This window comes from Amycolatopsis sp. NPDC098790 (assembly GCF_044759945.1).
In the GTDB taxonomy this organism is placed as follows: domain Bacteria; phylum Actinomycetota; class Actinomycetes; order Mycobacteriales; family Pseudonocardiaceae; genus Amycolatopsis.
In genome coordinates this window covers 415,293-427,806 of the sequence record NZ_JBIWAI010000001.1, presented here as the reverse complement: position 1 = coordinate 427,806, position 12,514 = coordinate 415,293, and the positions used below count along the sequence as shown (strand labels likewise).

Below are 12,514 nucleotides of genomic sequence, written 5' to 3'. Positions count from 1 at the left end.
AACCCTCAGAACATGCCACCGAAGTCTCGTACTGCGGCCGGGGCCAAGAAGGTCCGCCGCAAGGAAAAGAAGAATGTCGCGCACGGTCACGCGCACATCAAGAGCACCTTCAACAACACCATCGTCTCGATCACGGACCCGACCGGTGCCGTGATCGCGTGGGCGTCGAGTGGTCACGTGGGCTTCAAGGGCTCGCGCAAGTCCACCCCGTTCGCCGCGCAGATGGCCGCCGAGAACGCTGCCCGCAAGGCCGCCGAGCACGGCATGAAGAAGGTCGACGTCTTCGTGAAGGGCCCGGGTTCGGGCCGCGAGACGGCGATCCGCTCGCTGCAGGCGGCCGGCCTCGAGGTCGGCACCATCCAGGACGTGACCCCGCAGCCTCACAACGGCTGCCGCCCGCCCAAGCGGCGCCGGGTCTGAGGAACGGGGAGGAGTAAGAAGAAATGGCTCGTTACACCGGCCCCGCGACGCGTATTTCGCGTCGCCTCAAGGTTGACCTCATCGGCGGCGACCAGGCTTTCGAGCGTCGCCCCTACCCGCCGGGCCAGCACGGCCGCGGGCGCATCAAGGAGTCCGAGTACCTCCTGCAGTCGCAGGAGAAGCAGAAGGCTCGCTACACCTACGGCGTTCTCGAGCGTCAGTTCGTCCGGTACTACAAGGAAGCCGTCCGGCGTCCTGGCAAGACCGGTGAGAACCTGCTGCAGATCCTCGAGTCCCGCCTGGACAACGTGATCTACCGCGCCGGCATCGCCCGCACCCGCCGTCAGGCGCGTCAGCTGGTGAGCCACGGCCACTTCCTGGTCAACGGCGTCAAGGTCAACGTTCCCTCGTTCCAGGTCTCGAAGTGGGACATCATCGACGTGCGGCCGAAGTCGTTCGCGATGCTGCCCTTCGTCGTGGCGAAGGAGTCCTTCGGCGACCGCCCGATCCCGGCGTGGCTGCAGGTCGTCCAGTCCAACCTCCGCGTGCTGGTCCACCAGCTGCCGGAGCGTGCGCAGATCGACGTTCCGGTTCAGGAACAGCTGATCGTCGAGCTTTACTCGAAGTAGTCCGGCCCCGGCTGGAGTACGGGCGGCGGCGCAACAAGGTGCGCCGCCGCCGCGCCATCCCTTCGACGTCATATGGCGGGCGTCGTCTGGAAAGGAAAACAAGGAATGCTGATTTCCCAGCGGCCGGCTCTCGGCGAAGAGACGGTCAACGAGACCCGCTCCCGGTTCACCATCGAACCGCTGGAGCCCGGCTTCGGCTACACGCTCGGCAACTCGCTGCGTCGCACGCTGCTGTCGTCCATCCCGGGCGCGGCCGTGACGAGCATCCGCATCGACGGCGTGCTGCACGAGTTCACCACCGTTCCCGGGGTGAAGGAAGACGTCACCGACATCATCCTGAACCTCAAGGAGCTCGTGGTGTCCTCGGAAGAGGACGAGCCGGTCACCATGTACCTGCGCAAGCAGGGCCCGGGTGAGGTCACGGCGGCCGACATCGTGCCGCCGGCGGGTGTCACCGTGCACAACCCGGATCTGCACATCGCGTCGCTGAACGGCAAGGGCAAGCTCGAGATCGAGCTCGTCGTCGAGCGCGGCCGCGGTTACGTTCCGGCCCTGCAGAACAAGCAGGCGGGCGCGGAGATCGGCCGGATCCCGGTCGACTCGATCTACTCGCCGGTGCTGAAGGTGACCTACAAGGTCGAGGCCACCCGTGTCGAGCAGCGCACCGACTTCGACAAGCTGATCCTGGACGTCGAGACCAAGCCGTCGATCACGCCGCGCGACGCGGTCGCGTCGGCCGGCAAGACGCTGGTGGAGCTGTTCGGTCTCGCCCGCGAGCTGAACGTCGACGCCGAGGGCATCGAGATCGGCCCGTCGCCGCAGGAGGCGGACACCATCGCCGCCTACGCGATGCCGATCGAGGACCTGGACCTCACCGTCCGGTCGTACAACTGCCTCAAGCGCGAGGGCATCCACACGGTGGGCGAGCTCGTCTCGCGCAGCGAGGCGGACCTGCTCGACATCCGCAACTTCGGCGCCAAGTCGATCGACGAGGTCAAGCTCAAGCTCGTCGGCCTCGGCCTCGCGCTGAAGGACAGCCCGCCCGGGTTCGACCCGACCGCGGCGGCCGCCAGCTACGACGGTGAAGGCTGGTCGGAGGGTGTCGGTGGCATCGCCGACGGGATTTCGGACGGCCACGACGATGGCCAGGACTACGCAGAGACCGAGCAGCTCTGAGGCTCTGTGCCCGGACGCTGTGAGCTGAACTAGGAGAACCAATGCCCACCCCTACCAAGGGAGCCCGGCTCGGCGGGTCGTCCGCGCACGAGCGGCTGATCCTGGCCAACTTGGCCACGCAGCTGTTCGAGCACGGCAAGATCACCACCACCGAGGCGAAGGCGAAGCGGGTCCGCCCGCTGGCCGAGAAGCTGATCACCAAGGCGAAGCGGGGCGACCTGCACAACCGCCGTCAGGTGCAGCGCGTCGTCCGTGACAAGGACGTCGTCCACAAGCTGTTCGCGGAGATCGGCCCGCACTTCGCCGAGCGCGACGGTGGCTACACCCGGATCACCAAGACGATGCCGCGCAAGGGCGACAACGCCAAGATGGCGGTCATCGAGCTGGTGGCCGAGAAGACGGTGACTTCGGAAGCCGAGCGCGCTCGCAAGACGAAGTTCGCGAAGGACGAGAAGCCCGCCGCCCCGGCCGCGGAGGAGACCACCTCGACCGAGGAAGCTCCCGCCGCTGAAGAGGCCAAGGCTGAGGACACCGCCGCTGAGACCGAGGCCCCGGCTTCGGAAGACGCGGACGCCAAGAAGGACTGACGTCCTGACGGCAGAGTCGACACCGGACGAGCCCGCCACTCCCGCTGGGGAGGGCGGGCTCGTTCGTCTGCGCCTGGACGTCTCCTACGACGGCACGGACTTCTCGGGCTGGGCCCGGCAGCCGGGCCGCCGGACGGTCCAGGGGCTGCTGGAGGAGGCGCTGCAGCGGCAGCCACCGGGGGCTTCGGTGCCCAAGTCCGTGGTCGTGGCGGGCCGCACGGACGCCGGCGTGCACGCGACGGGCCAGGTGGTGCACGTCGACGTCGTACCGCTGTCTTCTCCCTCCGGACGCATTCCGGTGTCTTCGGACGGCATCCCGGACCTGACCCGCATGACGGGCCGCTGGAACCGCCTCCTGCCCGGCGACGTCCGGGTGCTGGGCGCCCGGGTCGCGCCCGAGGGGTTCGACGCCCGGTTCTCGGCGATCCGCCGTCACTACCGCTACCGCGTCTCGGACGCGCCTTGGGGCGTGGACCCGTTGCGGCGCAATGACACCCTGGCCTGGAACCGTCCATTGTCGACGGACGCGATGAACGCGGCGGCTCGGCAGTTGCTGGGGCTCAACGACTTCGCGGCGTACTGCAAGCAGCGCGACACGGGCACGACGATCCGCGAACTGCAGCGCCTGGAGTGGGCGCGGGTGGACGAGCACCTGCTGGAAGTCCGCGTCTCGGCGGACGCGTTCTGCCACTCGATGGTCCGCAGCCTGGTGGGCGTACTGCTCCTGGTCGGCGACGGCCGCCGCACCGACGGCTGGCCGGCGAAGGTGCTGGAGAGCGGGATCCGCGACAGCGCGGTGGCCCCGGCTCATGGCTTGACCCTGCTGGGCGTGGACTACCCGCCGGACGCCGAACTCGCGGCCCGCGCGGAGCAAACCCGCAACGTCCGCACGCCGGAGGCCGGGTAGCTCGGTTCGGGTGTAGTGAATGACTCATTCATGTCGCCAGGCGACATGAATGAGTCATTCACTACATGGGTCAGTCGCCGCGGCGGACCGGGCCGAGCAGCTGCTGCTCCTTGCCCGTCGTCACGAGCCTCAGCGGGCGCCACAGGTTGCGGCCCAGTGCCACGACCTGGTCGTCCTGCAACGTCGTCAGCTGGCGCATCATCTGCGGCGGCAGGCGCCAGATCCGCGCCGCCAGCTCGGCCTGCCCGGCCGGGAGGCGCTGCATCAGCACCAGGTCCGCCGCGTTCGCCGTCGCGCCCGCCTGGGGGTGCAGGTACGGCAGCACGTAGACCGTCGTCTGCCACGGCGACCGCGGCGGGAACAGGTCCTGCGGGGTCGGGCCGCCGTCGGTGACGACCAGCAGCGGGGCGTCCTCCGACGGCCGCGGCAGCTCGACCGGGGACAGCCGGCGGATCTGGACCAGCGGCGACGGCCGTCCGTCGCGGGTGCCCGCCGCGCGGGACAGCACCTGCCACTCCGTCGGGCGGCCCGTCGCGACCACGACCCACGCGCCGACTGCCATCGCGCGCATGGCCACCTGGCGGGCCAGGTACAGCCCGCCGACCAGCACGATGCGCGTCGGCGTCGAACGCAGCGCCGAGATCGTCAGCGGCTCGCCCTTGAGGCCCGAGCCGAGCACGATGCCGCCGCGGTCACCCGACGGGCTGACCGCGTCGAGCATCACCGGGTCCACCGTGAACTCCGGCGCCACGCCGAGGTTCTGCCCGGCGTCACGCATCCGGGAGCTCATGCTGTTCCTCCGATCGGCAGCGTCGCGGCGAACGCCGAAACCTGCAGCCCGCGCAGCGGCGTCAAGTCGACGTCCAGCCGCTCGGACAGCCCCTGCAGCCGCTGGTCGGCGGCTTCGAGCTCACGTGGGTTGCGCGCGCTCAGCCGGACGATGCCGCGCAGCCCGATCTTGCCCTCGTCGGACGCGGGGGAGATCGACATCGCCAGCGTCGCCGACAGCGCGCGGACGCTCGTCAGCGCGTTCAGGCTGCCGCTGATCTTGCCCTTCGGCCAGCCGGTGATCGCGTAGCTCGCGTGGCCGATGCCCGCCGCCGTCACGCCGGACCAGCGCTCCTGCAGCGTCACCTTGCTCGGCGAACCGGCGACGGAGGTGAGCTCCGCGGCCGAAATGCTCGCGCGCAGCAGCTCGTCCGGGTCGAGCGGCCGGGTCGGCACGCCCTGGGACTCCAGCGCGTTGCGCACCCGCGAAAGCGCGCCGATCAGCGCGCGGTGGGCGCCGACGACGCCGCCGCCGCGTTCGCGGATCGCCGCCGGGCAGCGCCGCGGGTCGAGCCGGATCGCCACCCACGTCGTCCGCCGCGCCGCCGCGGGCAGCGGGCCGAGCACTTCCATGTAGGAGCTGAGCGCGGGCGAGTCCGCCGGCAGCGCCGCGCTGCCGGGGTAGCAGTGCCAGATCGTCTGGATCGAGTCGAGGACCACGCCGCGGTCTTCGAGGCACGGCGCGAGCGCCGACAGCGGCAGGCTCGGCGCGCCGCCGGCCTGGGTGATCAGCGCCGGCGTCGGCTCGACGAGCAGGACCGCCGTCCAGGTGCCGTCGTTCCACGCGAGGCCGACCTGCTGGCGCTCGTGGTCGACGCCGTGCGCCACGACGAGGTCCGGGACGGCCACGCGCAGCAGGTTGACGCGGGCGTCGTCCGGGCCGGTCACCGTGGTCTCTTCGGCGGCCAGCTCTTCGACGGTGCTCGGCGGCAGCGGTTCGGCGACGCGGTCGTGGGAGCGGAAGGAGTAGCGCAGCGTCAGGCCGATCCACTGGGTGAACCAGCGGCCGCGCCAGCGCAGCAGCGCGACGATGAGGGCGAAGCCGACGATGCCGACGCCGACCCACTTGAGCGACATGTCGATCGCGAGGAGCACGAGCCCGACCGCGAGACCGACTTCGAGCACGACGAGGTTGGCGACGGGCAGCGGGCCGAGGTTGACGCCCGAGGAGCGTCGTCGCGCGGGCGGAGCCATCCGCACCGGGCTGGGCGGGGGAGTGGCTGGGCCGTCGTCGGGTCCCTGGGGACCGCTGGGGCCACCGCCGCCGGGACCACCGGGGCCGCCACCGCCGGGACCACCGGGACCACCGCCGCCGGGGCCGCCAGGTCCAGCCGGGCCACCAGGACCGCCGGGCCGGACGATCGGACCGCTCGGGCTGCCGGCTCCACCGGGACCGGGTCCGCCGGGGCCGCGCGGGGGCATGCCGGGTCCGCCGGGACCGCCACCGGGTCCGCCGGGGCCACCAGGACCGCCCGGGACACCTCCGGGACCGCCGGGTCTCCCCGGACGGGGCGGCGGGCCCGGCTGGCGGCCGGGCGGCGGGGGCCCGGGCGGGCCAGGCGGACGTGGAGGGTTGGTGACGGACATCCGCGCTTTCTCTTCCCCTCGTGCTTGCTGCGTACCCGGAAGCCGGGTCCCGGGGTGTCCGACACTAGCTTGAGTTGGTAGAAACCCCACACCAGACGGTCCCCGTACGGCTATCCTGCGGAACCGTACCGCGACGGGGAGAGCTGTAGGTCGAGAATGCCATCAACACCCACGACTAAGTCTCAGGTCCAGGCGTATCAGTTCGTCCTGCGGCGGATGCAGTCGGCGCTGGTCCGGCGGGACGCCGTGATGCTGCACGACCCGATGCGCACGCACACGAGGGCGACCATCGTGGGTGTCGTGCTGGGCGCGCTCGGCATGATCGTGTTCGTCGTCTGGGGGCTGCTCAGCCCGGCGCCGTCGGTGCCCGAGGCCGGGAACATCGTGATCGGGGAACAGTCCGGCACGGTGTACGTGGTGATGGCGGGGAACCCGAAAACACTTGTCCCGACGTTCAACTTGGCTTCGGCGAGGCTTCTTCTGCTGGCCCAGCAAAAGCAATCGAGCGCGGGGAGCACCGGCGGGGCGACGGCGGCTCCGGCGCCCGCCGCGCCGAGCGCCGCGGCTGTGAAGAATCCCACGGTCGTTTCCGACGAGCAGCTGAAAGACATTCCGCGCGGAAAGCTGACCGGGATTCCGGACGGGCCGCAGCTGATGCCGTCGGATTCCCAGCGCATTTCCCCCAACTGGGCTGTCTGCGACCAGGTCCAGCTGGACCCGACGCTGCCGGTGCCCGACAGCGTCAACCAGACCAACACCTACGTCTTCGGCGGCGTCGCCCCGAGCGCGCTCGGCACCGAGCTCGGGGAAAAGGAAGCGCTGCTGGCGAAGGCGGACAACGGCAAGACGTACCTGATCTACCGGCTGCCGAGCACGCAGAACCGCCCGAACGCCAACACCGTCCGCGCCGAGATCGACACCAGTGACACGCACAACGCGGTCTCGACGGCGCTGCAGCTGAACGAGAAGCCGCGGAAGATCACCCAGGGCCTGCTGAACGCGATCCCCGAAGTCTCGCGGCTGACCCCGCCGCAGATCCAGGAAGGCGCGGCCCCCGGGGACTTCAGCGGGCTGAGCGCGGGCGACGTCTTCGCCACGCAGCCCGCCGGTGCGGACCCGGAGTTCTGGGCGATCACCACGGGCGGCATCCAGAAGGTGTCCAACGCGGTCGCCGACATCATGCGCGTGGCCAAGAACGGCAGCTCCGGCCGGATCCAGACGATGGGCCTCGACAAGCTGAACGGCGTCCGCGTCCTCCAGCCGACCGACCCCGACTACATCCAGGTCGACGACTTCCCGCGGTCGGTGCCGACGGTCCTCGACGCCACCAAGAACTCCGCGGTCTCCTGCCTCGGCTGGTCGGTGGTCGGCGACGGCGACAACCGCGACGGCCACACGTCGGTGTACATCGACACGCAGCTGCCGGGCGCGAACAGCCACGGCGCCAAGTTCGCCACGACCAAGGTCACCACGCCGGGCCCGAACCGCGTGCCGATCAACGGTTTCTACCTGCAGCCGGGCTTCGCCGCGGTGGTCCAGTCCGCGACCGGCAAGGCCAGCTTCGGCAAGGGCGCGATCCAGCTGATCTCCGACCGCGGGGTCCGCTACAGCGTCCCGGACGCCGCGACCGCGGACGCGATCGGGCTGAACAACCGGCAGCCCGCGCCTGAGTCGATCATCGGCCTGCTGCCGACCGGCTCTTCGCTGAACACCCAGGACGTGCTCAAGCAGTTCGACTCCGTGCCGATCGACCCGAACGCCGGCTCGTTCCCGACGCCGACCGCGCAGGCGGGCGGCTGAGCGGAACCGGCGGGCGGCGGCGGACGTCACACGCCCGGAGGTTTTCCCGGTGAGCGGAGAGGTGCCATGGCCGGCTTGAGGATGGACGGCGTGGTCGTCGCCGAGTACGCCCGGACCGCCGAGGAGGCCGCTGACGACCTGCACGCGGCCGCGGCGGACGTGGGAGGCGGTGGCGTCTCCGGCGAGTCCTACGGCGCGCTGGGGGCGCAGATCGGCCTCGGTGAGTCGTACGGCCGCGCGGCGGAGGCGTTGCGGCGTCAGCTGGTCGACGGCGCCGAGGCGCTGAAGTCGGCCGCGGAGGCGCTGCGGCACGTCACGGTCCGCCACAGCGGGCAGGACGCGGAAGCCGCGGAGCTGATCAAGCGCGCGGGCAGGCCCGAATGATGTTCGCCGAGCCGGAGGGCTCCACCGAATCGATCGCGCACCCGCTGGCGAAGCGGACAGCCGCTCCCGCGGCCACCGCGCCCGCGGTGGCGTTCGCCCCGGACGCCGAGGGCGACGACATCGCCGCCACCGCCGAGCCGTACCTGGCCTACCTGACGGACGTTTCCCGCCAGCTGGGCGTGATCGACCCCGTCGAGACGTACTTCCGCCCGCTGATCGGCCGCTGGGGTGACCTCGGCGCCGAAGCCGGGCGGTTGCGTTCGGCGGCCGCCGCGGCGGCCGAGGTGTCCGCGCGGCTCGACGACCGCCTCGGCCGGCTCGACGCCGGCTGGGCGGGCCGGGACGCCGACGCGTTCGTCGCCTACATGCGGGAGATCGGCGCCGCGGGCGGTGACCTCCAGGAGGCGCTCACGGTCCTCGCGGACGCGCTCGACGAATTGGTGACGACGCTGCGGCACGTCGTCGTCGACCTCGCCGAGGTGCTGGTCGACGCCGCGGACCTGGTCTCCGAGACGATGATGCTGCCCAGTGGCGGCACCAAGCGGGCGCGGGCGCAGCTGCGGGAGACGCAGGATTCGGCGAAGGCGCTGTACGAGACCGCGCGGGACGTCCTGGAGGCGTTCGACCGGCTCTGCGACGGCGTCGACGACCCCGACGCGACCACGCGCAGCATCGAGATTGCGCACCGGTACCCGGAGGAGCGTTTCCAGCTGCACGAACCGGAATCCGCCGCTGGTTCCGCGGCGCCCGCCACTTCTTCCGCTTCTTCCGCGGATTCGGACGCCGGTTCGGACGAGGTGATGACGCCGTCGTCGGCGAGCGGGGACCCGGCGGAGCCGAAGCACACAGGCGTGGGCACCCCGGACGCGGCGCAGCCCGCCGACGCGACGGCGCAGCCGGCGCCGGCCCAGGACAACTCGGCGAACCACAGCGCGTCGGGCATGCCGATGATGCCGATGATGGGCTTCGGCGCGTTCGGCGGCGGGGGAGGCGGTGGCCGCCGCCAGCCGAAGACCCGCCCGACGACGTCGTCGTCGGAGCTGCTGGGAGAACCCGGTCTGGTGGCCCCGCCGGTGATCGGCGAAGACGAAAACGCGCCGAAGCAGAAGAAACCACCGGCGCCGCCGGCGAAGTGAACTCCGGCCCGGCCCGCGGGAAACCGCGGGCCGGGTGCGTTCAGCGGCGGGTGGAGCCGGTTTCGGCCGGCCGGTTGCGGCGGATCGTCCGCATCACGAACAGCGTGATCAGCAACGCCACCAGACCGCCGCCGGTGCCGGCCAGCGCCACGACCATCGGCGTCGAGCTGGCGTTGTTCGCGGGCGGGAGCTGGGCCGCCTGCGGAGCCGGGATCGGCGCCTGGTTGCCCACCTCGGACGGGAGGCTCTGGGTCAGCGCGGCCACTGGGTCGATGACCCCGTAACCGACGAAGTTGTCGCGCCCGCCCGGTGCCGCCGGGTGCTGGGCCGTCTCCTTGATGCGGTTGATGATGGCCTTCGCGTTGAGGTCCGGGAACTTGGCCTTGACCAAGGCCGCGAGGCCCGACACGTACGGCGCCGCGAAGCTCGTGCCCTGGATCGCGCTGGCCTTGTCGCCGCTTTCGAACGTCAGGTTCGCGAGGCCGTCGGAGCCTTCGGCGGGGTCGAGCGAGATGATCTGCGTCCCCGGCGCCGCGACGCCGACCCACGGGCCGTGCACGCTGAACGGGGCCACGCTGCCGGTCTCGTCGATCGCGCCCACCGACAGCACGTCGTCGGCGAACCACGGCGGCGTCACGATCGTCTTCGGCTTCCGCGCGTCCGGCTGGTCGTTCTGCGGGCAGGTGTCCGTCGCGTTGCCCGCGGCGGCGATGATCACGACGCCCTGCTCGGCGGCGAAGTGGACGGCGGCCTGGACCTGCTGCTCGCCGTCGGTGATGCGCCCGTCGGCGGTGCGGCAGTTGTCGACCGACATGTTGATGATGTCGGCCTCGTGCCGCTCGGCGATGCCGCGGATGATCTCGGCCAGCGTCTTCAGCGTGCCCGCCGTGCCGGCCTTCTCCAGCTGGCGCCCGCCGTTCGTCTGCCCGGGGGACGTCCCGTCGCCTTCACCGGAACCGCCGCCACCGCCTTCGGTGCTCGGCGGCAGCGAGGACTCCGAGCCGCCGGGCGGGTTGGTGCTCGACGACGGCGTCCCGCTCGAGGTGGCGGGCGGGTTCGGGGTCGACGTCGACGTGTCGGGCTCGTAGTTCTCGCTCAGCTGGCGGTAGGACACGATCGTGGCGTCCGGGGCGACGCCGACGAACCCGACCTCCGGGTTGTCCGGCCGGGCCGCGATGATGCCGGCGACCTCGGTGCCGTGGCCGTCGCAGTCCTCGAGGCCGGGCTGCTTCCCGCTCGGCGTCAGGACGTACTCGCCGCCGGACTGGATGCGGTCCTGCAGCCAGGGGTGCTTCGTCACGCCCGTGTCGACCACGGCGACCTTGACGCCCTTGCCGGCGCCGCCGTTCGTGGCCGCCCGGACGATTTCCTGCGCCTTCGAGATCTGCAGGTAGTCCTGGCCCCACGGCCGGTTCTTCAGCACGATGTTCTGGCCGAGGGTGCTGCGCTGGACGCAGCCCTTCGACTGCTTGTACTTCTTGTCCGGCTGCCGGGAGTCCGGGATCAGCTTGCTCATGTCGACCGGCGGCGGGGTCGCGAAGTAGCCGTCGGCCGGGGCCGCCTGTGCCCACACCGGGACCGTCGCGCCCACCGGAGCCAGGATGCCGAGCGTGCCGGCGATCAGGGCCGTCGTGGTTCGCCGGGTCGCGCCGAAACGGCGTCCTGGAGCCATCCGAGAGTCACCCGATCCGGTCACTTGAAGTTCAGGTGCCGCAGGGTGGTGTACAGGTCCATCACACCCAGGGCGAGCGGGAGCACCGACGCGATGCAGATCGCCTCGATGATCTCCACCGTGCGCCGCAGCGGCGGCGAGAAGCGCTGGTTCGGGAAGATCACGCCGACCACGAGCGCGCCCGCGGCGAGCAGGACCAGCGCCCCGAAGACGTAGAGCAGGCGGTTCTGCGCGCTCGCCGTGACGAGCCAGCCGATCCCGATGCCGGTCGCCGCGACCAGGCCGTTGGTGAGCAGGGCGATCGCCTGGCTGCCGTTCGCGTACGCGCGGGCGCGCAGGAGCAGCACGAGCGTGGCGACGACGCCGAGGATGATCCCGAACGCGCCGGGCGCGGTGGCGGCGATGATCGCGGACACCGCGACCGTGGCGCCGCAGCCGATCATCAGGCCGGTCATGTAGTTGTGCGCCACCGCCGTGCGGCGCTCGATCGCGCGGTAGTCCGGGAAGCCGGAGTCTTCCTTCAGCTCTTCGGCGTTGCTCGGGACGTGCGGCAGCGGCAGCTTCGCGAGCCAGATCGTGGCGCGCGGCAGGATGGAGATGCAGGCGAGGGCGACCGCGACCGTGCCGGCCGCGATGCCGGCGCCCGGGTGCGCGACGAGCGTGCCGAAGAGGAAGGCGAGCGCGCCGAAGGTGCCCGCGGTGGCGGCGGCGATGAACGTCGTGATGCCGGCGCCGATGACCATGATGCAGACGGACGCGACGATGATCACGAGGACCGCGCCGAGCAGCAGGTTCGCCCGCATGGAGAGGCCGGGCACGATGTAGAAGCCGCTGACGAACGCCAGCGGCAGCCCGCCGGCCGCGGCGATCAGGACCCCGGTGGCTTCGGCCTGGTAGGCCTTGGCGAGCGTGGCGCCGACCGCGACGCAGGCGATGGCGCCGATGCCGCCGGCGATGGCGGCCCCGAGCGCGCTGCCGCCGTAGAGCGAGCCGCTCATGAACAGCGCGATGGCGGCGGCGACCAGCGCCAGCCCGCCCGCGACGTGCCCGAAGCGGTTCGCCGTCTCCTTGGTCCACGGCCGGAAGCTGTCGGGCGAGGACTCGGCGATGGCGTCGACGACGTCGTCGTACAGCGGCGGCGGCGGGTTTTCGTTGCGCTTGCGCAGCTGCAGCAGTTCCCCGTCGACGACGCCGAGCGAGGCGAGCGTCCGGCTCGGGTCGAGCGGGGCGTCGCCGAGCTTGGCGAGCGCCCAGCCGCCGTGCCGAGCCCCGCCGTCCGGCGACGACTCCTTGGCCATGTCCAGCAGCATGGGCAGGAGATCGGCCACCGCGACGTCGGCGGGCAACGCCACGTCGATCCGGGTGGACGGCGCGACGACCGTCACCCT

The 12,514-nt window shown here is 71.5% G+C and carries 12 protein-coding genes; 8 read left to right on the top strand and 4 right to left on the bottom strand.

What is annotated here, in order from left to right:
• The first annotated feature begins 12 nt into the window (after positions 1-12).
• The 5 genes from rpsK (at position 13) to truA (ending at position 3,719) form a co-directional block, all read left to right on the top strand.
• Positions 13-420 carry a 30S ribosomal protein S11 gene (gene rpsK, locus ACIQWX_RS02145; protein ID WP_004558885.1) on the top strand — a complete coding sequence of 136 codons (408 nt, stop codon included), beginning with the start codon at positions 13-15 and terminating at the stop codon, positions 418-420.
• A 23-nt stretch (positions 421-443) separates the two neighbouring features.
• Positions 444-1,049, top strand: a complete 606-nt coding sequence (rpsD, locus tag ACIQWX_RS02140) for a 30S ribosomal protein S4 (protein ID WP_004558886.1) — start codon at positions 444-446, stop codon at positions 1,047-1,049.
• A gap of 105 nt (positions 1,050-1,154) precedes the next feature.
• The gene (locus ACIQWX_RS02135; RefSeq protein ID WP_004558887.1) at positions 1,155-2,225 is read left to right on the top strand and encodes a DNA-directed RNA polymerase subunit alpha; all 1,071 of its coding nucleotides are present in this window, start codon (positions 1,155-1,157) and stop codon (positions 2,223-2,225) included.
• A gap of 41 nt (positions 2,226-2,266) precedes the next feature.
• A complete protein-coding gene (rplQ, locus tag ACIQWX_RS02130; protein WP_400864363.1) occupies positions 2,267-2,812 on the top strand; it encodes a 50S ribosomal protein L17 in 546 nt (181 codons plus the stop codon).
• Positions 2,813-2,885: 73 nt separating this feature from the next.
• The gene (gene truA / locus ACIQWX_RS02125; RefSeq protein WP_400869362.1) at positions 2,886-3,719 is read left to right on the top strand and encodes a tRNA pseudouridine(38-40) synthase TruA; all 834 of its coding nucleotides are present in this window, start codon (positions 2,886-2,888) and stop codon (positions 3,717-3,719) included.
• A 70-nt stretch (positions 3,720-3,789) separates the two neighbouring features.
• On the opposite strand, the gene ACIQWX_RS02120 is transcribed toward truA, so the two are convergent.
• Together ACIQWX_RS02120 and eccE are read right to left on the bottom strand one after the other, a co-directional pair.
• Positions 3,790-4,509: a hypothetical protein gene (locus ACIQWX_RS02120; RefSeq protein ID WP_400864361.1), complete on the bottom strand. Its 720-nt coding sequence runs from the start codon at positions 4,507-4,509 to the stop codon at positions 3,790-3,792.
• Entirely contained in the window at positions 4,506-5,741 is a 1,236-nt protein-coding gene (gene eccE / locus ACIQWX_RS02115) for a type VII secretion protein EccE (RefSeq protein ID WP_400864358.1), read from the bottom strand. The genes ACIQWX_RS02120 and eccE overlap by 4 nt, the downstream gene beginning before the upstream one ends.
• A gap of 549 nt (positions 5,742-6,290) precedes the next feature.
• Between eccE and eccB the strand changes: the two genes are divergently transcribed.
• The 3 genes from eccB to ACIQWX_RS02100 all read left to right on the top strand — a co-directional run bounded on the left by eccB (position 6,291) and on the right by ACIQWX_RS02100 (position 9,454).
• On the top strand, positions 6,291-7,934 hold the full coding sequence (gene eccB, locus ACIQWX_RS02110) for a type VII secretion protein EccB (RefSeq protein WP_400864355.1): 1,644 nt from the start codon (positions 6,291-6,293) through the stop codon (positions 7,932-7,934).
• A 66-nt stretch (positions 7,935-8,000) separates the two neighbouring features.
• Positions 8,001-8,318, top strand: coding sequence for a hypothetical protein (locus tag ACIQWX_RS02105; protein WP_400864353.1), 318 nt, complete (start codon positions 8,001-8,003; stop codon positions 8,316-8,318).
• A complete protein-coding gene (locus tag ACIQWX_RS02100; RefSeq protein WP_400869360.1) occupies positions 8,318-9,454 on the top strand; it encodes a WXG100 family type VII secretion target in 1,137 nt (378 codons plus the stop codon). Before ACIQWX_RS02105 ends, ACIQWX_RS02100 begins: the two co-directional genes overlap by 1 nt.
• Positions 9,455-9,494: 40 nt before the next feature.
• On the opposite strand, the gene ACIQWX_RS02095 is transcribed toward ACIQWX_RS02100, so the two are convergent.
• Together ACIQWX_RS02095 and eccD are read right to left on the bottom strand one after the other, a co-directional pair.
• Positions 9,495-11,126 carry a type VII secretion-associated serine protease mycosin gene (locus ACIQWX_RS02095; RefSeq protein WP_400864350.1) on the bottom strand — a complete coding sequence of 544 codons (1,632 nt, stop codon included), beginning with the start codon at positions 11,124-11,126 and terminating at the stop codon, positions 9,495-9,497.
• Between the two features lie 20 nt (positions 11,127-11,146).
• Positions 11,147-12,511, bottom strand: a complete 1,365-nt coding sequence (gene eccD / locus ACIQWX_RS02090; protein ID WP_400864348.1) for a type VII secretion integral membrane protein EccD — start codon at positions 12,509-12,511, stop codon at positions 11,147-11,149.
• Positions 12,512-12,514: the final 3 nt, after the last annotated feature.

Bases quoted from the DNA above. Each gene is read 5' to 3' on its own strand.
- ACIQWX_RS02100 (WP_400869360.1), top strand. From the start codon at position 8,318: ATGTTCGCCGAGCCGGAGGGCTCCACCGAATCGATCGCGCACCCGCTG.
- eccB (WP_400864355.1), top strand. From the start codon at position 6,291: ATGCCATCAACACCCACGACTAAGTCTCAGGTCCAGGCGTATCAGTTC.
- ACIQWX_RS02105 (WP_400864353.1), top strand. From the start codon at position 8,001: ATGGCCGGCTTGAGGATGGACGGCGTGGTCGTCGCCGAGTACGCCCGG.
- ACIQWX_RS02135 (WP_004558887.1), top strand. From the start codon at position 1,155: ATGCTGATTTCCCAGCGGCCGGCTCTCGGCGAAGAGACGGTCAACGAG.
- ACIQWX_RS02095 (WP_400864350.1), bottom strand. From the start codon at position 11,126: ATGGCTCCAGGACGCCGTTTCGGCGCGACCCGGCGAACCACGACGGCC.
- eccE (WP_400864358.1), bottom strand. From the start codon at position 5,741: ATGGCTCCGCCCGCGCGACGACGCTCCTCGGGCGTCAACCTCGGCCCG.
- rplQ (WP_400864363.1), top strand. From the start codon at position 2,267: ATGCCCACCCCTACCAAGGGAGCCCGGCTCGGCGGGTCGTCCGCGCAC.
- ACIQWX_RS02120 (WP_400864361.1), bottom strand. From the start codon at position 4,509: ATGAGCTCCCGGATGCGTGACGCCGGGCAGAACCTCGGCGTGGCGCCG.
- rpsK (WP_004558885.1), top strand. From the start codon at position 13: ATGCCACCGAAGTCTCGTACTGCGGCCGGGGCCAAGAAGGTCCGCCGC.
- rpsD (WP_004558886.1), top strand. From the start codon at position 444: ATGGCTCGTTACACCGGCCCCGCGACGCGTATTTCGCGTCGCCTCAAG.